We start from the raw sequence: 18,463 nt of genomic DNA, 5'->3' as shown, positions 1-18,463 counted from the left end.
GCGAATAGACATTCAAACCTTCCTCCCCTGCAAGGGGAGGGGGACCGCGCGCGCAGCGCGGGGTGGAGGGGTGTCCCGCTATCGAGAGCGCGACACCCCTCCGTCAGCGCTGCGCGCTGCCACCTCCCCTTGCAGGGGAGGATCGGCGTCGAAAGTCGATCCGGGCTAGAAATTTTTGACGGCCCGTTACCTATAGTGCTCCGGCGCAGGTCTGAGCTCGGAGCCGATCAATCGCCAACGCACCGGCCTCCGCCGGAGCGCGGCAAGCTCAAACTCTACGGAACAGGCTAAACGGCCAAACCACGGGGATGCGAACGCTCAGTTCCGCGTCGTATCCCGGCTGAGATCGTCGACCTCGTCCATGATCGCATCCAGCGCGCTCTTTTCGCCGTCATCATGCTCCCGACGCGACGGCAGACGGCCTTCGGTCAGGATGCTTTCCAACGCGACACGTCCACGCGCGACCCGGCTCTTGATCGTGCCGACCGCGACGCCGCAGATGTCGGCCGCTTCCTCATAGGCAAATCCGCCCGCACCCACGAGAATCAGCGCCTCCCGCTGCGGTTGAGGCAGATGGAGCAACGCGCGCTGCATATCGGTCAGTTCGACGTGTCGATCCTGGCTCGCCGGTGCGGCCAGCAGCCGGTCGGCGACCAGATCGTCCCATTCGCCCTTGAACCGCGCGCGACGCATCTGCGACAAGTACAGGTTACGTAGGATGATGAAGGTCCAGGCACGCATGTTCGTGCCTGCCTGGAACCGCTGGCGCGCAGCCCAAGCCTTCAACAGCGTTTCCTGCACCAGATCATCGGCCAGATCGCGGCTGCCCGACAACGACCGCCCGAAGGCGCGCAGATGCGGGATGACCAGCGCCAACTGCGCCTTGAACTCGGGATCGCTGAGCGCGACGTGCGGCACCGGCTCAGCCGTTACCGGCGAGCCGTCCTCGTCATGATCGTGCGCAGTGTGAATCATAAGTGTCCGATCGGGAACGGGTCTTACAGATAGTGTGTTCGCGCACGATTGCGAGCGAGCAAGCACGATATCCCGTCCGTCAGGTCAGAAAGTAGATGAGGGCGAAGATCACGACGACCAGCACCAGCGATATGCCGAGGATGTAGCGGGTCATCCCCGGCGTCGCGCCGGCACGGGCGCGATCGGTATCGATATGCTGGCGACCTTCGGAATCGATTTTGTTCGACATGACCGATCAACCCCCCAGAACCGTTTTGGGTCCGTAATTTTCTGACCTGACGCAGGCTGGCGATTAGGCCGCCGGCACCGTCGCCTCGTCGAAGAACAACGCCTGGCTGATCGCCGCCTTCACCGTCGACCGCTGGAACGGCTTGGTGATGAGGAAGGTCGGCTCCGGCCGCTCGCCGGTCAGCAAACGCTCCGGGAAGGCGGTGATGAAGATAACCGGCACGTCGAATTCGGCCAAGATGTCCTTCACCGCGTCGATGCCCGAGCTGTCGTCGGCCAGCTGGATGTCGGCGAGCACCAAACCCGGACGGTCTTCCATCGCCAGCGCGACCGCTTCGTCACGGGTGACGGCGACGCCGGTGACTTCATGGCCCTGGTCGCGGACGATCGATTCGATGTCCATCGCGATGATCGGCTCGTCCTCGATGATCAGGACGCGCGCGCGGGTCTGCTTGTCGATCTCCGACAGGGCATCCGACACCAGATCGTCGACCTCTTCGGGCGTCGCGTCGATCAGATAGGCGGTATCCTCGGTCGAGAAACCTTCCATCGCCGTCAACAACAGTGCCTGACGCGACAGTGGCGCGACGCGGGCCAGACGGCGGCGGGCGATCGCTTCGTGACCGCTGGTGCCGTCATCCTCGGGCAGCGCGCGGTTGTCGGTATGCGTCGAGGACCAGATCGCCTGGAACGTGCGGTACAGACCCAGACGCGGATCGACGTCCTTCGGAAACTCCTCCGGCGCGGCGACGATCGCTTCCAGCGTCGCACGAACATACTGATCGCCCTCGGACTGGCTACCGGTCAACGCACGGCCGTAGCGCCGCAGGAAAGGAAGATGCGGCGAAAGCTGCTGTCCAAGCGACATGTTCGACTGAAACTCCTGATATGGGCGACAACCTGTGTGGCAGCCCCCGGTCAAATGCAATCGTTCGGAAAGCGCTAGCCCGCCCCCTCCCCGATATTTCGCACGGTCTGGAACAAACGAGGAGGTCTTTGGTTTCATCGCCGTTCCAATCCGGGTAAGTGCACATTCGGAAGGGGGATGGCTGGCGCGATCGTGCCGTGCCGATTTTAACGATTCGTGTATCCGTCCCGCGGTATGGGACGCTCAGGGGGACGAGGTGGTTTCCAAGACGGGTGACGAAAAAGCGCTTCGGCGTAAGGACGAAAAGTCAGCGAATGGTGGCGAGCGCGACGTCGGTGCGGCGTTGCGCGCGGTGTACCATGATGCCGCTTCCGAAGCCGTGCCCGACGAGATGCTGGAACTGCTGAAGAAGCTGGGATAGTCCGCCACAGATGACGGACACTCCGACGACCGAACAGCCGGCCGCGACCCCGGCGGGCAGTTTCGCGCGCCTGCCGACGGGCGCCAAACTCTTCCTGATCCTAAGCGCCGCGCTGCTGCCGTTCGCGCTGATCATCACCTTCGCCGCCTATCAGACGACGCGTGTATCGGACAGCGAGAACCAGGCACGATTGCGCGTCGCCGCGACCGAAGCCGCCCGCACCATGACGATCGAATTGATCGGCGACATGAACGCGCTTCGCTCTGCGCTCGATGCGATAGAACGTGACCCGGCCGATGCGCTGAGTTGCGCGCGGGTTACCGGTGTGTTCGCGCCCGATATGAGCGCGGGCGGAAACTTCAGTATCCACGACGCGGCCGGGCGGCTGCGCTGCGGCCGCGATGTGCCCCAGGCCGAAGGGGCGATCGGCATGGGCATCGCGACCGGGATCGCGCCGGAGCGCGGCCTGACGCTGACGATCCGCGGCACCAACGGCGTCGCCCGCGCCACCGCCTTTTTCCCAACGAAGTTCCTCGCCAGCGTCAGCCGACCGAGCGGGTTCGTGCCCGAATATGGCGCGGTGCTGCGCGCCGGCGACGACAGTCTGACGCTGCGCGAATTGGACGGGCCGATGCTGGCGCGCCGCGATGCGCTGACGGTGCCGGTCGGCGTCGCCGATCTCGAACTCGTGATGACGATGGCGAGCACGCCGATCACGTCGCCTGTGCTGATCGCGATGCTGCTGCCGCTCTTGATGTGGGCGGTCGCCGCCGGTGTCGGCTGGTTCGTCGTCGATCGGACGCTGATCCGGCCGCTGCGCCGGCTGAGCACCAGCGTCGTGAAATATCGCCCGGACGGTCCGTTCGAGGCGATCTCGATCGGCGCCGTTCCCGCGCACGAAATTCGCGAACTCGACCAGGCATTTCTTGGCCTCGGCCGGACCGTGCAGGCGCACGAAAGCGATCTGGCCGAGGGGCTGGTGCGCCAGACGCGATTGACTCGCGAGGTGCATCACCGCGTCAAGAACAACCTGCAAGTCATTGCCAGCCTGATCAATTTCCACGCCCGCGGCGCCGCATCGCCGGAGGCATCGGCCGCCTATGCCTCGATCCAACGGCGCGTCGATGCGCTCGCGGTGGTCCACCGCCATCACTTCGCGGAGATGGAGATCAACCGCGGCCTCGGCCTGCGCTCGGTGATCGGCGAGCTGTCGGCGAACCTGCGGGCGACCGCGCCGGAAGGCACCGGCCGCCTGTCGCTCGTGCTCGACATCGAACCCTTTTACGTGTCCCAGGACGTCGCCGTCGCCGTCGCCTTCCTGACCACCGAACTCGTCGAACTGGCAATGACGATCGCACCCGCGTCGCAGGTGCGGATCTCGCTGAAGGCCGACCCGGAGTCGGACGATCGCGCCATATTGCGGATCAATTCGCCGGCACTGATCGAAGGCGATACGCTGCGCGACCTGCTTGCCACGCGCTACGGCCGCGTGATCGAGGGCCTGTCACGCCAGTTGCGCACGAAGCTGCACCATGATCCGCTGGTCGGTGCGTTCGAGGTGATCATCGCGGTGGTCGGCCGGGACTGAGCGTCAGCCCCGCGCCTGCCACGCGAGCCACAACCATCCGGCGATCAACAGCGTCCCACCGATCGGCGTGATCGCGCCCAGCCACCGCGGCGCGCCGAACGCCATCGCATAGAGCGTCAGCGCAAACACCGCCCCGCCCGCCACGAACAGCGCCGCCGGCCCCCGCGCCTCCATCCGCAACGCGACCAGCGCCGCGACCGCGTGGATAAGCTGATACTCGCCGCCCGTACGCAACCACTCCGCCGCCTTCCCCTCCGCCCCATGCGCACCGAACGCTCCGGCCGCGACAGCGATCGCACCCGACAGCGCGGCGAGGATCGAAATGACAGTCATGATACCCAGCGACTCCAGGCGGACGGACCGGTTTCGACGACCATTGCGACAGCGATTGCGACCGCGGCCAGGCTGATCGCCAGCACGGCACCGGCCACCATGTCCTTGACGACCTTGATCTCCGGGTGGAGCCCGGGATGCAGCAGATCGATGACGCCCTCGATCGCCGAGTTCAGAAGTTCGAGCGCGAGTACGATCGCACAGACCAGTGCGACGACGGCCCACCAGATCGGGGCGGGCTTGAGGATGAGCAACCCGATGCCGACCGCCCCAACGAACATCGTCTGCGTACGGAAGCTCACCTCGCGCACCCACGCTGCCTTCAAGCCGGCCAGCGCGAAACTCAGCCTTTCGTGAAATGGCCGACCCTTCATCCGCATTCTCCTGGCGCCGGCTTTGGCCCGGGCAAGGGGTCGGGCCGCTCGCGGTCGGCGCGTCGTTCGGGTGCCCAGCCACCATCGGCGATCACCGCCTCGCGCGCGGCGCGCAGGTCGCCGGCCTCGAACTGTATCTTCAGCCGCTCGCGGTCGCGGCCGCGGTAGAATTCCTCGGTGCGGTCGATCTCGGATGCGTCCACGCCCACCGCCGCCATCGCTTCGCGCGCCATGTGTACGGCGGAATCGAGCAGCTCGCGCACCACGCCCGCGACCGGCGAGCCCTTGAGTTTCAGCAGCGCGCGGCGGTCATAGGCACGGACGAAGATCGCCGCGTCCGGGAACGCCTTGTGAACGGATCCTACGAATTCGGCATCGATCCCGTCGCCGTCATTGCAGAATAGGATCAGTTCCGCATCCGCCGCGCCTGCCTGGCGCAGCATGTCGAGCCGCAGGCCGTCGCCGTAATAGACCTTCGCGCCGAACTGCCCGGCGATGTCAATCATCTCGATATCGGTATCGATCAACGTCACCGCGATGCCCTGCGCGTTCAGCATCTGGCCGACCGTTTGGCCGAACCGGCCATAGCCGACGATGATCGCGTTCGATCCGTCCGCCTTCGGCCCATCGCGCTCCTGCTCGTCGACCGGCGCCGAGCGGAAACGGCGCGTGGCCATCATCAGGAACGGCGTCGTCGCCATGCTGAGCGTGACGATCGCGCCGAACAGGCTTGCCGCCTCGGGCGCGATCAGCAGCGCATTCTGCGCCTGCGCGAACAAGACGAAGCCGAATTCGCCACCCTGGCTCAGCAGCAATCCCAGCGCGAGAGCCTGTCGCCACTTCATCCTGAAGGCGAGGCCGATGCCGCAAATCAACGCCGCCTTCACCGCGACCAGGGTCACCGCCATCGTCAGCACAAACACCGGCCGTTCGGCGATGGCGTTCAGGTCGAGCATCATCCCGACCGCAAGGAAGAACAGGCCGAGCAGGATCGAGCGGAACGGCTCGACGTCGGCCTCCAGCTCGTGGCGATAGGGCGAGTCGGCCAGCATCATGCCGGCGATGAACGCGCCGAGCGCCGCCGACAGGCCCAGCGCCTCCATGACCGCCGCACTGGCGATGACGGTGAACAGCCCGGCGAAGACGAACATCTCGCGCTCGCCCAGATTGCCGATCAGCCGGAACAGCGGACGCAGGAGATAGCGGCCCGCGGCAATCAATCCGACAATCGCGGCGAGCGTGTAGACCGCGAGCAGCCACCCGGGCGGTCCCGCGGCGTCGGCCGGATTGCGGCTCATCGCGGCGACGATCGTGATCATCGGCACGATCGACAGATCCTGGAACAGCAGGATGGCGAAGGCCCGCTCGCCGAAGGGCGTGCGCAGCCGGCCGGCCGATTGCAGCATCGGCAACACCTGCGCCGTCGACGACAACGCCAGCGGCAGGCCGAGCGCCAACGCCGCTTCCGGACTGAACTTCGCGACGACCAGCAGGATGGCGCCGATCGCGAGGCCGCAGAGCACGACCTGCAAGCCGCCCACGGCAAAGATATCCTGCCGCATCCGCCACAGCCGCGACGGGTTCAACTCCAGCCCGACGAGGAACAGCAGCAGCACGATGCCGAGCTCGGCGATGTGCATCTTGGATTCCGCCCCGCCGACGAGGCCGAGCAGCTGCGGCCCCACGACGGCGCCGGCGACGAGGTAGCCGAGCGTGGCACCGAGCCCGAGGCGGCGGAAGATCAGGACGAAGACCAGCGCGAAGCCGAGCAGCGGGACGGCATCGTGCAACAGGCTGCCGCTGGCGTGAGCCGCTTCGTTCATCGCGCGGTCGCCTTGTTGGCGAGATCGGCGGCTTCGGCTGCAGCCTCGAACACGAGGCGGATCGACGGATGCCGCGCGCTATGCGGCAGCGCGGGAGTGAAGATGTCGAGCCCCGGCCAGTCAGGCGGCACATCGCGCTCTCCCGCCAGCCACGCCGTCAGCGCATCGCGCGCGGCGGCGAGTTCAGTGGGCGACTTGCCGATCGCCACTGTGCCAAACAGCGAGGCCGACGCCTGGCCGAGCGCACAGGCCCGGACCAGCATTCCCAGCGTTTCGATCCGGCCTTGGCCATCGACAGTGACGTCGACGGTGACACGACTGCCACAGATCGGCGAGCGCTTCTCGACCGTCGCCATCGGCTCGAGCAAACGTTCGTGATGCGGGATCGACGCGGCAAGGCGCAGGATGGTGGCGTTGTAGAGAGGCGCGGTCACGGAGCTCATGTAGGGCAGATGCTTCGGCTGTGCATCAGGAAGAAGAAGGTTTGATCACGCAAAGGCGCAAAGGCGCGAAGATGAAAGGATAATGCGCGCATAGGGGCAGAGAACGCCGAGGCGACTTCCGCGCGGAAGCGCGCTGCAAGTCTCCGGATGCTTTCACGATGTCATTAACACACTCAAACCATTTCAGCGCCCTCTGCGCCTCTGCGCGAAACCTCTTAGCGCCTTTGCGCCTTTGCGTGAAAATCACTTCTCTTCCGAAACCCTCGGAGCAGGCGCCGAAGCATTATCCGGCCCGAACACCGGCTGCCCCTTACGTCGCCGGTCGACGAAATCCGCGATCGACGCCGACGTAGCATTCAGCAAGGGATAGGTTCGCGACGATTTGATCCACACCGGTCGCTGCCGCGGACCGCCGCCCAACGTGTCGATCACCAGCACGATCATCAGGAACGCCAGGCTCGCGAGGATCAAACCCTTCAGCGCCCCGAAGCCGAAGCCCAGCCCCCGATCGACCGGCCCCAGGATCGACGTCCGCGTCCGCGCCCCGATCGCGTTCGCGACCAGCCGCCCGCCGAACCAGGTGATGCCGCCGATCACCGCAAAGGCCAAAGTCGCCGCCCCTGCCGCAGTCCCCACCGCATCGGTCAGCATCGCGGTCAGCGGCGTGTGGAACAGCTTCAGTGCGAACACGACGAAGATCCACGCCATCAGGCTCAGCACTTCGGTCACGAAACCGCGCATCAGCCCCAGGATCGCGGCGCCGCCGACCGTAATTAGCACCAATATGTCGAGCGCCGTCAGGCCCATATCATTCTTCCCGCCCCACCCCCGAACCGTTCGTGTCGAGTAGCCGTCGAGCTTGCCGAGACGGCGTATCGAGACAACCCATCCCTCGATACGCGCTCTCGACAAGCTCGATCGCTACTCGGGACGAACGTCGGGATTATTGGCAGCCAGATTATCCCCGCCCCAGCATATGGTCAACGAACCGCGTCAGATTGGCGAAGCTCGACAGTGTCATGGCCGCCCCCTCGCCCCCCTGCTTGGCCGGCACGAGCGCCCGCCCGAAGCCGAGCTTCGCCGCTTCCTTCAGCCGCAGCGGCCCATGTGCGACAGGGCGCACTTCGCCCGACAACGCGATCTCCCCGAACGCGACCGCATCTGCCGGAACCGGCCGCTCGCTGAGCGCCGAGACGAGCGCCGCCGCCACCGCGAGATCGGCCGCCGGGTCCTGCACCCGGTAGCCGCCGGCGATGTTTAGATAGACTTCCGCCGACGAGAAACTGAGGCCACACCGCGCCTCCAGCACCGCCAGGATCATCGCGAGCCGCCCGCTATCCCAACCGACCACCGCGCGCCGCGGCGTCGCGCCCGACGCCAGCCGCACGGTCAGCGCCTGCACCTCGACCAGCACCGGTCGCGTGCCCTCCAGCGCCGGGAAGACGACGGTGCCGGTGACATTCTCGTCCCGGCTGGTCAGGAACAGCGACGAAGGATTGCTGACTTCGCTCAAGCCAGCCGTATCCATCGCGAACACGCCGATCTCGTCCGTGCCGCCGAAGCGGTTCTTGGTCGCGCGCAGGATGCGGTAAAGGTGACTCCGCTCACCCTCGAACGCCAGCACCGTGTCGACCATATGCTCCAGCACGCGCGGGCCGGCGATCGCCCCGTCCTTGGTCACATGGCCGACCAGTACGACGGCGGTCCCGCGTTCCTTGGCGAAGCGGATCAGCTCGCCCGAGGACGCGCGGACCTGACTGACCGTCCCCGGCGCGCCTTCGATCAGGTCGGAATGCATCGTCTGGATCGAATCGATGATCAGCAGGTCGGGCACGTTCCCCTGCCCGACCGTCGTCAGAATATCGCGCACGCTGGTCGCCGCCGCCAGCTGAACCGGCGCATTGCCGAGGCCCAGGCGCCGCGCGCGCAACCGCACCTGATCCGCCGCCTCTTCGCCCGAGACATAGGCGACCGACTTGCCCGCCAGCGCCAGCTTAGCCGCCGCCTGGAGCAGCAGGGTCGACTTGCCGATCCCCGGATCGCCGCCGATCAGCGTCGCCGACCCCTCGACGAACCCGCCGCCCAGCGCGCGGTCGAGTTCGGCGATGCCGGTTTCCATCCGGTCGGGCAGCGCGATGTCGGTATCAAGCCCCGACATCAGGATCGCGCGTCCGCCGGATTGCAGATTATGCTTGGCCGAGAAGGGCGTGACGTTGCCGCCCGCGTCCTCGACCAGCGTGTTCCATTCCTGGCAATCGCCGCACTGCCCCGCCCACCGGTGCGACACCGAGCCGCAGGAGTGGCAGACGTAGCGTTTCTGGGGTTTGGCCATACGATCTACGATAGCGCGTGCAGAACGATTGGGGAACACGACAAATCTTGCGACTGCGTGAAAAATTCCCGATGATTACACGATGCCAGCCGCGTTATCTGTCGCCCTTCTCTTGGCTACCGCGAACGGAACCGCAACGCCTGTCGGTCCTTGGCAGCTTTCTCAAACGCCCTTTCCTTGCAGCATCGCTCGGCAATTTGCGGTCAATGACGAACGCCTGATCCTCCGTCTCGCACCTTCGACTTTTCAGACTGCGTACGAACTAAATGTCATCGGTCCGGCGAGTGTTATCCCCAGTATCAAAGGTGGGGACACCGCGGTCGCCGTTTCCCTGGTGTCAAACTCGCAAGATATTCCGGGCTATACGCGAGATGCGGTGACGGCCGGCGTATCGTTCGCTCGACGCTACCGGCATCGAATGCCGATGCGATTCCACCCGATGTCTCTGATCTGTCGCTTTCTCTCGGCCGAAAGAACTTCGCCTTTCCAGCGGCAGGGATCGGAAATGCCGTCGTAGCTTTGAAGGCGTGTCACCGCGATACCCTCGTCAAGCTGGGCGTCGATCCAGCGGCTTGGTTCGAAAACCGGGTCGCAAAGCCTCTCAATCCGGGACGTTTCTTCGGTGCAGGGGATTATCCTGCGGGCGTTCCAGGAAGGCCGTCCGGTGTGGCGACCGCGTTACTTGCGACAAGTGCTGACGGTAAGGTCGTTACGTGCCAATCGATCGCAGCGCCACATCCGGCAATCGGCGAGCGAATGTGTCAGATCGCTTTGCAGCGGGTCACTGTTAAGTCCGCCATGGATATCATGGGCCGTGCGGCGTCGGGCTATGCTATCCTTTCGGTAACTTGGGCGCCGTAAGCAAAGCAGCGCCGGTGGCAGCGAGATAGTCAAACGCGGCACGCCCCGCTAAAGCCCCACCCCCATGCAGCCGCCAAAATCCCCCCGCGACCTTCGCGTCGCCCTGTTCAGCGGCAATTATAATTACGTCCGAGATGGCGCGAACCAGGCGCTGAACCGCCTCGTCGGCCATCTGCTCGACGCGGGCGTCTCGGTGCGGGTCTATTCCCCCACCGTGGACAAGCCGGCCTTCCCGCCCACCGGCGACCTTGTCAGCGTCCCGGCCATCCCGGTCCCCGTCGGCGGCCGCGGGGAATACAAAATCGCGCGCAGCCTGCCCGCCGGCCCCCGCGCCGACCTGGAGGCGTTCGCGCCGAATATCGTCCATGTCTCGGCCCCCGATTTGCTCGGCCACGCGGCGCTCAGCTGGGCGCGCAAGCGCGACATCCGCACGGTCGCGTCGCTCCACACTAGGTTCGAGACCTACCCGCGCTATTATCGCCTTGGCTTTATCGAGTCCCCGCTGATCTGGATGCTGAAGCGCTTCTACGATCGCGCCGACCGCGTGGTCGTGCCGAGCCCCAGCATCATTGACATCCTGAAGGACTGGGGCGTCTCGACCCCGATCGGCATCTGGTCGCGCGGGATCGATCATGACCGTTTCCGCCCCGACCGCCGCGATCTGGCGTGGCGGCGCGGGCTCGGTATCGCCGACAACGACATGGCGATCGGCTTCCTCGGCCGGCTGGTGAAGGAAAAGGGCCTCGACATCTTCGCCGACGTCGCGCGCGAACTGACGCGGCGTGGCGTGGCGCTCAAGGTGCTGGTAGTTGGCGACGGCCCGGCGCGGGACTGGTTCGCCGAGCGCGTGCCCGGCGCGATCTTCACCGGCTTCCAGTCGGGCGATGCGCTCGGCCGCGCAGTCGCTTCGATGGACGTATTCTTCAACCCCAGCGTGACCGAGACGTTCGGCAACGTGACGACCGAAGCGATGGCGAGCGCGGTTCCGGTGGTCGCCGCGCGAGCGACCGGCGCGGTCGATCTGGTCGAGGAAGGGCGGACAGGCTTTCTCGTGCCCCCGCGTGACGTCGGTGCCTATGCCGATGCGATCCAGCGGATCGTCACCGACCCCGCGCTCCGGCGATCGATGGGCGATGCCGGGCACGCGGCGGCGCTCGGTTATCGCTGGGACACGGCGAACCAGGCGGTGCTGGATACGTATCTGGAGTTGGCGCGCTAAGCCTAGTTGAAATCCGTTCGTGCTGAGCTTGTCGAAGCACCGTACTTCGTGCCGCACGGACACCGCGAAAGTATCGCAGAACGGCCCTTCGACAAGCTCAGGGCGAACGGGACTTTAGCCCCACTCGAACCTGAGCGGCGCTTCCCTGAACGCGAAGCGATCGAGGTGCCGGGCGACCGCGCCCTTCAACCCCTCCAGTTGCCCCTCGACACTCGCGTCGATCCGGGTGACGAGCGCGTCGGATTCGGCGGTGAAGGTCACCACCGCGTCCCCCGGCCACTCCGCCCCGCGCGCATCCTTGGGGAAAGTCACCCGCCCCTGCTGCGCGTCGAATTCGACCGCCAGATTATGCTGCCAGTGTTTGCACAGCTGCTGGAGATATTTGCTGGCATGGGTCGTCGGCGTGCGCGCCGTCGCCGACGCGCTCACAGCCGTTCGATCCGGCGTGCGGCGTCGTCCAGGATGTCGGCAATCATATGCCGCCCATCGTCCGCCAGATCACCCGCGCCGATACGATTTCGCAAGGCTTCGCGCAGGTTCATCATCGCACGAGCAACGGGGGCAGGCTCCCGCTTTTCGCGTTCCGCTCCGACCGCTGCAAGCCGCTCGAATAACGCCGCGACCTCCTCTGCCCGCTCGGCCAGATGCGCCTCGCCCGCCGGCGTGATCGCGAACACTTTCTTGGCACCCTCGCCTGGCTGTTCGGCGATCAGGTCCATGTCGGCGAGCAGGGTCACGGTCGGATAGACCACGCCCGGGCTCGGCGCGTAGGCCCCACCGGTAAGCGCCTCGATCTCGCGGATCAGGTCGTAGCCGTGGCGCGGCGAGTCCGAGATGAGCTTCAGCAGCACCAGCCGCAGCTCGTCACCGGAAAACATCCGCCGCCGTCCGCCGCCGCCGCCACCGCGTCCGTTCCCGAATTTCTCGGCGAAGCGGTGATCAATCCGCTCGCCCCAGCGCTCCCATCCGCCCTGCGGCGCACAGCGACTGCCGTCACCGAAGATTTCGGCGAAGCGCTGTTCCAGCCGCCGGCTCCGCTGATCCCAACCGCCGCGCGGTGCCGAACCGCGGCCGTGGCGGTTCGGGTGATGATGATGTCCGTACATATGTCACTCTTACTGTGTCGTGATGCACTCAAGATATATCTTAGCTAAAAACTGTCAAGATATATCTTTAGCGCCATTCGCCATCTCCATTCCGCTCCCTATATTGTACCGATGGCCGACCTCCTCGCCGGGCTCGAACCGCTCGCCGACCCCCTCCCCGACACCGCGCCGCTCGCCGACCGCTTGCGCCCGCGCGCGCTGGAGGACGTCGTCGGGCAGGAGCATGTCACCGGCTCCGATGGCGCGATCGGGCGGATGGTCGCCGCGGGGCGGCTGTCGTCGCTGATCCTGTGGGGGCCGCCGGGCACCGGCAAGACGACGATCGCGCGGCTGCTCGCCGACGCGGTAGGGCTTCGGTTTGCGCCGATCAGTGCCGTCTTCTCCGGCGTCGCCGACCTGAAGAAGGTCTTCGCCGAAGCCAAGGTCGCGATGCGCGCCGGTCAGCGCACGCTCCTGTTCGTGGACGAGATCCATCGCTTCAACCGCGCGCAGCAGGACGGTTTCCTGCCATATGTCGAGGACGGCACCGTCACGCTGGTGGGCGCGACGACCGAGAATCCCTCGTTCGAGCTTAATGCCGCACTGCTCAGCCGCGCGCAGGTGCTGATCCTCCACCGCCTCGACGCGACGGCGCTGGGCAAGCTGCTCGACCGCGCCGAAGCGTTGATGGAACGCGCGCTGCCCGTCACCCCGGCCGCGCGCGACGCGCTGGTCGCCAGTGCCGACGGCGACGGCCGCTTCCTGCTCAACCAGGCGGAGACGCTCTGGTCGGTCGACATCGCTGAACCGCTCGATCCGGCAGGCCTCGGCGCCTTCCTCCAGCGCCGCGTCGCCGTGTACGACAAGGACCGCGAGGGGCATTACAACCTCATCAGCGCGCTGCATAAATCGATCCGCGGCAGCGACCCGCAGGCGGCGCTCTACTATCTCGCGCGGATGCTGACCGCGGGCGAAGACCCGCTGTTCGTGCTCCGTCGCCTGATCCGCGCGGCGGTGGAGGACATCGGCCTCGCCGATCCCAACGCGGTCGTCCAGTGCGTGGCAGCCAAGGACACCTACGACTTCCTCGGCTCGCCCGAGGGCGAATTGGCGATCGTCCAGGCCTGCCTGTATCTCGCGACCGCGCCCAAATCGAACGCGGTGTACAAGGCGCAGAAAGCGGCGTGGCGCTCAGCCAAGGAGACGGGTAGCCTGATGCCGCCCGCCAACATCCTCAACGCGCCGACGAAGCTGATGAAGCAGATCGGCTATGGCGCGGACTATGCCTACGACCATGATGCAGCAGACGGCTTCTCCGGCGCGAACTATTGGCCGGACGCGATGGAGCCGCAGGCGTTCTACCAGCCGACCGACCGCGGGTTCGAAAAGCGCCTCGCCGAGCGGCTGGCGTGGTGGGACGAACGGCGGAAGGGGCGCGAGTGAAGGATTGGGATGCGGTCGTCGCCCACGCGCTGACGCTGCCCGGCGTCGAGGTCGGCACCGCCTATGGCAGGCCTGCGCTCAAGGTCCGCGGCAAGACGATCGCGGGCACGACGTCGCCCGATCCCGGCAGTTTCGTCCTTCATACGACGGCAGATGAAAAGACGGTGCTGCTGGAAACCGATCCCGCCACCTTCTGGCAAACCACGCACTACGACGGGTGGCCGGTCGTGCTGGTCCGCTATGGCTCCGATGCGGTAGGGCGAATCGTTCTGCTGATCGAAAGAGCGTGGTGGGACCGCGCATCGAAGGCACAGCGTATGGCTTACGGAGAGCGCCCGTGAGCACCTTCCCTCGTTCCCGCGCAGGCTGCAACCCATCTCCCGGACCATCGACTTGGCGAGCACTGGAGATGGAGCCGCCTTCGCGGGGATGACAGGATTTGACCAAGCGCAAAGCCCGCTTCACGCAATTCATCGCGATCGACTGGTCGGGCGCAGTCGGGCCACGTCAGAAGGGCATCGCCGTAGCTGAATGCCGCCCCGGCGGCGGCGCCCCGACGCTCATCCGCCCCGGCCACATCTGGTCGCGCGCCGAAGTCCTTGACCTCATCCTCGCCACCGAAACCGACACGCTGATCGGCCTCGACCTCGGCCCCTCGCTGCCCTTCGTCGACCGCGGCGCCTATTTTCCCGGCTGGGACGAAAGCCCGGCCGATGCCCGTGGCCTCTGGGCGCTGGTCGAGCGCATCTGCTTAGACGATCCGCATTTCGCGGCCTCCAGCTTCGTCGATCACCCGGAAGCGGCCCGCCACTTCCGCCGTCACGGCGGCCGCACCGGTGACCTGTTCGAGCCCGGCCGCGGCCGCCTTCGCGCCACCGAGCGCGCACAGCAGCGCATGGGTCTTAGCCCCTACAGTAATCTCAACCTTGTCGGCGCGGCGCAGGTCGGCAAGTCCAGCCTGACGGGCATGCGCCTGCTACACCGGCTGAGCGGCCGCGTCGCGATCTGGCCGTTCGATCCGGTTCCGGAGGCGGGGCCGGTGGTCGTCGAACTCTACACGACCTTGGCCGCGATTGCCGCGGGTCGCGCCCGGTCGCGCAGCAAGATGCGCACCCACGCCGAGTTGGACGCCGCTCTACTCGCACTTGGCAGCGCGCCCGGCGGTGGCGACGGCTCCATCAGCGACCACGCCAGCGACGCGATCCTGACCGCCGCCTGGATGCGGAAAGAGGCGAGCAGGCAAGATTTCTGGCAACCGGGCGGTCTGACCGATGAAATTGCTCGCACCGAAGGCTGGACCTTCGGCGTCGTCTGACGCATGGGGACCGCAGACGCCGGTTTAGCTCAGCTGGTAGAGCAGCGGTTTTGTAAACCGAAGGTCGCGGGTTCGATTCCTGCAACCGGCACCATCCCCCCAGTCAGAACGTCCGACGCAACCGCACCGTCACTTCGCGTGGCGCGACGGGATAGCCGATGGTCCCGACGCTGCCGCTGTTATAGCGGCGATCGGCCAGATTGGTCGCCGACAGCAGCACGCCCCAATCGCCCCGCTCCCAACCGATCTGTGCGTTGATCGCGGCATTGTTCGTCACGCCCTGCTGCGGTTCGTTGCACAGCGCGATATTGTACGGCGACGCCGCCGAATAATCGGCACCGATCCGGATACCGCCCCGCGTGTAGCTGCCGCGAAGCTGATATCGCAGTGAGGGCGTGAACCGCAGGTCGAGCTGATCCTCCGGCACGATCGTGCAGCCCGGACTGGACGCGAGCCTGGTAAAGCGATCGTCAAGCGTCGCCAGCCAGCCGCCGAGCTCCACGCCCGCGACGGGACGCGCGGTCCATTCGACCTCCACCCCCTGGATGCGCGCGTCGCCGACGTTCTGGCGGAAAATCTCCGGCGGCGTCGAATTGGCGCGCGCGGCGGAGAAGGCGATGTCGGTGTAGCGGTTGACGAACACGTCGGCGTTCACCCGCAAGCGTCGAGAAAACCAGTCCGACTTGATTCCCGCCTCGTAACTCCACACCGTCTCCGGTGCGATCGCACCCTGCCGGTCGAGGACGAAGCCGATGTTTCGCGCTCGACCATCGAAGCTGCCGCTGCGGAAGCCTTTGGCAGCGGAGGCATAGAGCAACACGTCGTCCGTGGCCCGATACTCGATCGCCGCCCGCGGAGACACGTCTGTCCAGCGCCCGCGGATACGCCGCTGCGCGACACGACCGTCAGGCAGGACCAGGACGCTGTCCGGCGCGGTAAGGAAGCGGACGTCGTAGCGCTTGCGCTCATCGGTGTAGCGCAGGCCCGCCGTAACGCGTGTCCGATCGCCGAGCGACAGGGTCGTCGAGCCGAACGTCGACCAGCTCGTCGTGTCGAGACTTGGCTCATAGGGCGACCAGTTGCCGCCCACCGTTGCCACGCGCGACGGGGCATTGAAGAAATCCCCCGTCCGGAACCGCGCGCCGCTCCCGGCCGGTGAGGCGAAGCTCACGGCGGTCAACTGATCATTATGCTCGTGAAAAGCGTAGAGCCCCGCGAGCCACTCCACGGCGCCACCGAACGCTGCGCCGGTCGCCTGAAATTCCTGGCTGACACTCCGCTGACGCTGGTCCTGCAACAGGATGACGTTCGCCCCGACGCCCGGCGGGTTGGCGGTCTGATCGAACCCGATCCGCGATCGCAGCATGCGCCAGCCGGTGATCGACGACAGGGTCGCACCGCCCGTGCGATAGTCGATACGCAGCGATGCGCCGCCGGTATCGGTCGTCCCGAGCGGATCGGTATCGGCCGATTCGAACCGATCGATGCTCCCCGTCGGCGCAACGAAGCGGTTGAGATACCGCCCCGCGCGATCGGGGTCGGCGACGAACCGCTGTGGAAAACGCGGACCCGACCGGTCGAGCGTCAGGTCGCCGGTCGCAAAGACGCTGAGCTGCGCATCGGGCGCCCATAGCAGCGCGCCCCGCCCGGCCTGGACATCCTGCCCGTTGACGTACGCGCCGTCGGTCAGGTTGCGCCCCCACCCCCGCTGGTTGCGCGACAGCCCCGACACCCGCAGCGCCAGCGTCGACGCCAGCGGCAGGTTCAGCGTCCCGCGCGCATCAACCCGCCGATAGCTGCCGACGCTCACGTCTGCCGCCCCGCCGATCCGGTCGAACGTCGGCCGCTGCGTCACCAGCTTGATCGCGCCGCCGCTGGTATTGCGGCCGTACAAGGTCCCCTGCGGTCCGCGCAGAACCTCGATCCGCTCGATATCGATCAGGTCGACCAGCGCCCCGGTCGAGCGCGGCAGGATTACGTCGTCGATGTAGATGCCGACCGGCGGATCGTTGGTGAAGATCGAATCACCTTCCCCCACGCCACGCAGAAAGACGAGTGCGCCGGACGAGGTTCCGAAATTGCGCGCCAGATAGAGGTTGGGAACGTCCGGCCCGATCCTGTCGAGGTTGGCGACGCCCTCTTCCATCAGTCGCTCGCCCGAAATCGCCGTGATGGCGACCGCGACGGTCTGAGCACGCTCTTCGCGGCGCTGGGCGGTAACGACGACGTCGTCGATCGCAGCCGCGTCTTGCGCGTGCGCGGCCAGCGGCATCGCCACCGCGACCCCCGCGATCATCATCCCCCGCATGTCCCGCCCCTTCGTCACCCGGGCGCAACAACGCCGCTAAAAAATCGGCGCGGCGCTAGAGGCCGGACAAAATCGGGTCAAGTCGTTGGCGACAACGGCGGCGCACCGGCCGCCAAAAGAAAAAGCCCGCATCGCTGCGGGCTTTTCGGAATGGTGGAGCCGAGGGGGATCGAACCCCTGACCTCTGCAATGCCATTGCGAGGATTGCTTAGGTTTCGGAGAGAAAGCCCCCTCGGTCAACATCGAAAGCAGCGGAACGCGGCGTGAACAAGCAGCAATCCGTGATACCAGCGCGATACCAAGGCGCAGCCTATAACCCACGATTTCATTTAGGTGCGACTCGGCGGCCTGGGCTAGTCTCACCCCCACACTGAAGGAGAAGCTTGTGGCCCTGATTGTTCTCGACCTCCGCGCGGGCGGAAAAATTCTGGTCAACACCGACCACATCGTCTCTGCCCGTAAAGCCGCTATCGGAGTCGAAGTGACGATGACGAATGGCGAGCCGTTCGTGATCAACTACGAGCACGTCGCGCATTTGGTGCGGCACATCGAAGAGGTGACCGGTCCGATGCCAATGGCATAGACCTAATGTCCGCCCCGATCCGCCCCCTACCCCGCCTGCTCCAGCTGATGCGCGAGCAGGGCGCAACCACCAAGACGACCGCGAAGATCATCGGCCGGAGCGAGACGTACCTGCGGCGGCGGCTGAAGGCGGACACCTACCTGCTCGACCTGCCGATCGACGAGATCGACCGGCTGGCGGGGTTCTTCGGCGTGCAGGCTCGGGAACTTGGCGGATGAAGGCACTAAGCCTTGTGGTGGACGTTGGGTCTGATTGAGACTATAT

Annotated in this window: 20 protein-coding genes and 1 tRNA gene; 9 read left to right on the top strand and 12 right to left on the bottom strand. The window is 66.1% G+C overall.

Going from position 1 to position 18,463, the window contains the following annotated elements; translation table 11 throughout:
• Positions 1-318 precede the first annotated feature (318 nt).
• The 3 genes from ACFSC3_RS05295 to ACFSC3_RS05285 form a co-directional block, all read right to left on the bottom strand.
• Positions 319-975: a sigma-70 family RNA polymerase sigma factor gene (locus tag ACFSC3_RS05295; protein ID WP_380939356.1), complete on the bottom strand. Its 657-nt coding sequence runs from the start codon at positions 973-975 to the stop codon at positions 319-321.
• 79 nt (positions 976-1,054) lie between these two features.
• Positions 1,055-1,204, bottom strand: coding sequence for a hypothetical protein (locus ACFSC3_RS05290; RefSeq protein WP_380939355.1), 150 nt, complete (start codon positions 1,202-1,204; stop codon positions 1,055-1,057).
• Positions 1,205-1,267: 63 nt separating this feature from the next.
• Positions 1,268-2,071 (bottom strand): response regulator, encoded by an 804-nt coding sequence (locus ACFSC3_RS05285; RefSeq protein WP_380939354.1) that lies wholly within the window; start codon positions 2,069-2,071, stop codon positions 1,268-1,270.
• A 256-nt stretch (positions 2,072-2,327) separates the two neighbouring features.
• Between ACFSC3_RS05285 and ACFSC3_RS05280 the strand changes: the two genes are divergently transcribed.
• Positions 2,328-2,492 carry a NepR family anti-sigma factor gene (locus ACFSC3_RS05280; RefSeq protein ID WP_380939353.1) on the top strand — a complete coding sequence of 55 codons (165 nt, stop codon included), beginning with the start codon at positions 2,328-2,330 and terminating at the stop codon, positions 2,490-2,492.
• Positions 2,493-2,502: 10 nt separating this feature from the next.
• The gene (locus tag ACFSC3_RS05275; protein ID WP_380939352.1) at positions 2,503-4,080 is read left to right on the top strand and encodes a sensor histidine kinase; all 1,578 of its coding nucleotides are present in this window, start codon (positions 2,503-2,505) and stop codon (positions 4,078-4,080) included.
• 3 nt (positions 4,081-4,083) lie between these two features.
• On the opposite strand, the gene ACFSC3_RS05270 is transcribed toward ACFSC3_RS05275, so the two are convergent.
• From ACFSC3_RS05270 to radA, 6 genes are all read right to left on the bottom strand, one after another.
• Positions 4,084-4,413, bottom strand: coding sequence for a DUF423 domain-containing protein (locus ACFSC3_RS05270; RefSeq protein ID WP_380939351.1), 330 nt, complete (start codon positions 4,411-4,413; stop codon positions 4,084-4,086).
• Positions 4,410-4,787, bottom strand: a complete 378-nt coding sequence (locus ACFSC3_RS05265) for a diacylglycerol kinase (RefSeq protein ID WP_380939350.1) — start codon at positions 4,785-4,787, stop codon at positions 4,410-4,412. Before ACFSC3_RS05265 ends, ACFSC3_RS05270 begins: the two co-directional genes overlap by 4 nt.
• Positions 4,784-6,610 (bottom strand): cation:proton antiporter domain-containing protein, encoded by a 1,827-nt coding sequence (locus tag ACFSC3_RS05260; RefSeq protein WP_380939349.1) that lies wholly within the window; start codon positions 6,608-6,610, stop codon positions 4,784-4,786. Before ACFSC3_RS05260 ends, ACFSC3_RS05265 begins: the two co-directional genes overlap by 4 nt.
• On the bottom strand, positions 6,607-7,044 hold the full coding sequence (locus ACFSC3_RS05255) for an iron-sulfur cluster assembly scaffold protein (RefSeq protein WP_380939348.1): 438 nt from the start codon (positions 7,042-7,044) through the stop codon (positions 6,607-6,609). The genes ACFSC3_RS05260 and ACFSC3_RS05255 overlap by 4 nt, the downstream gene beginning before the upstream one ends.
• 252 nt (positions 7,045-7,296) lie before the next feature.
• The gene (locus ACFSC3_RS05250; RefSeq protein ID WP_380939347.1) at positions 7,297-7,860 is read right to left on the bottom strand and encodes a CvpA family protein; all 564 of its coding nucleotides are present in this window, start codon (positions 7,858-7,860) and stop codon (positions 7,297-7,299) included.
• A 151-nt stretch (positions 7,861-8,011) separates the two neighbouring features.
• A complete protein-coding gene (radA, locus tag ACFSC3_RS05245) occupies positions 8,012-9,385 on the bottom strand; it encodes a DNA repair protein RadA (protein ID WP_380939346.1) in 1,374 nt (457 codons plus the stop codon).
• Positions 9,386-10,310: 925 nt separating this feature from the next.
• Here radA and ACFSC3_RS05240 point away from each other — a divergent pair.
• A complete protein-coding gene (locus ACFSC3_RS05240; protein WP_380939345.1) occupies positions 10,311-11,465 on the top strand; it encodes a glycosyltransferase family 4 protein in 1,155 nt (384 codons plus the stop codon).
• Positions 11,466-11,579: 114 nt separating this feature from the next.
• Here ACFSC3_RS05240 and ACFSC3_RS05235 read toward each other — a convergent pair whose 3' ends face one another.
• Complete coding sequence (locus ACFSC3_RS05235) at positions 11,580-11,894, bottom strand: DUF2218 domain-containing protein (RefSeq protein ID WP_380939344.1); 315 nt, start codon at positions 11,892-11,894, stop codon at positions 11,580-11,582.
• A complete protein-coding gene (locus ACFSC3_RS05230; RefSeq protein WP_380939343.1) occupies positions 11,891-12,571 on the bottom strand; it encodes a PadR family transcriptional regulator in 681 nt (226 codons plus the stop codon). Before ACFSC3_RS05230 ends, ACFSC3_RS05235 begins: the two co-directional genes overlap by 4 nt.
• Positions 12,572-12,682: 111 nt before the next feature.
• Here ACFSC3_RS05230 and ACFSC3_RS05225 point away from each other — a divergent pair, with 111 nt between their 5' ends.
• The 4 genes from ACFSC3_RS05225 (at position 12,683) to ACFSC3_RS05210 (ending at position 15,402) form a co-directional block, all read left to right on the top strand.
• Positions 12,683-13,993, top strand: a complete 1,311-nt coding sequence (locus ACFSC3_RS05225) for a replication-associated recombination protein A (protein WP_380939342.1) — start codon at positions 12,683-12,685, stop codon at positions 13,991-13,993.
• Entirely contained in the window at positions 13,990-14,334 is a 345-nt protein-coding gene (locus tag ACFSC3_RS05220; protein WP_380939341.1) for an MmcQ/YjbR family DNA-binding protein, read from the top strand. Before ACFSC3_RS05225 ends, ACFSC3_RS05220 begins: the two co-directional genes overlap by 4 nt.
• Before the next feature lie 98 nt (positions 14,335-14,432).
• The gene (locus tag ACFSC3_RS05215; protein WP_380939340.1) at positions 14,433-15,308 is read left to right on the top strand and encodes a hypothetical protein; all 876 of its coding nucleotides are present in this window, start codon (positions 14,433-14,435) and stop codon (positions 15,306-15,308) included.
• Between the two features lie 18 nt (positions 15,309-15,326).
• Positions 15,327-15,402 (top strand) — tRNA-Thr (locus tag ACFSC3_RS05210).
• A gap of 9 nt (positions 15,403-15,411) precedes the next feature.
• On the opposite strand, the gene ACFSC3_RS05205 is transcribed toward ACFSC3_RS05210, so the two are convergent.
• Positions 15,412-17,616 carry a TonB-dependent receptor gene (locus ACFSC3_RS05205; RefSeq protein ID WP_380939339.1) on the bottom strand — a complete coding sequence of 735 codons (2,205 nt, stop codon included), beginning with the start codon at positions 17,614-17,616 and terminating at the stop codon, positions 15,412-15,414.
• A 385-nt stretch (positions 17,617-18,001) separates the two neighbouring features.
• Between ACFSC3_RS05205 and ACFSC3_RS05200 the strand changes: the two genes are divergently transcribed.
• Positions 18,002-18,199: a hypothetical protein gene (locus ACFSC3_RS05200; protein WP_380939338.1), complete on the top strand. Its 198-nt coding sequence runs from the start codon at positions 18,002-18,004 to the stop codon at positions 18,197-18,199.
• Positions 18,200-18,204: 5 nt separating this feature from the next.
• Positions 18,205-18,417: a hypothetical protein gene (locus ACFSC3_RS05195; RefSeq protein WP_380939337.1), complete on the top strand. Its 213-nt coding sequence runs from the start codon at positions 18,205-18,207 to the stop codon at positions 18,415-18,417.
• Positions 18,418-18,463 lie beyond the last annotated feature (46 nt).

The sequence above is a fragment of the Sphingomonas floccifaciens genome, from assembly GCF_042681125.1.
GTDB lineage: Bacteria > Pseudomonadota > Alphaproteobacteria > Sphingomonadales > Sphingomonadaceae > Sphingomonas > Sphingomonas floccifaciens.
The sequence above is the reverse complement of the archived record's forward strand: the minus strand, read 5'-3'. Positions and strand labels throughout refer to the sequence as shown.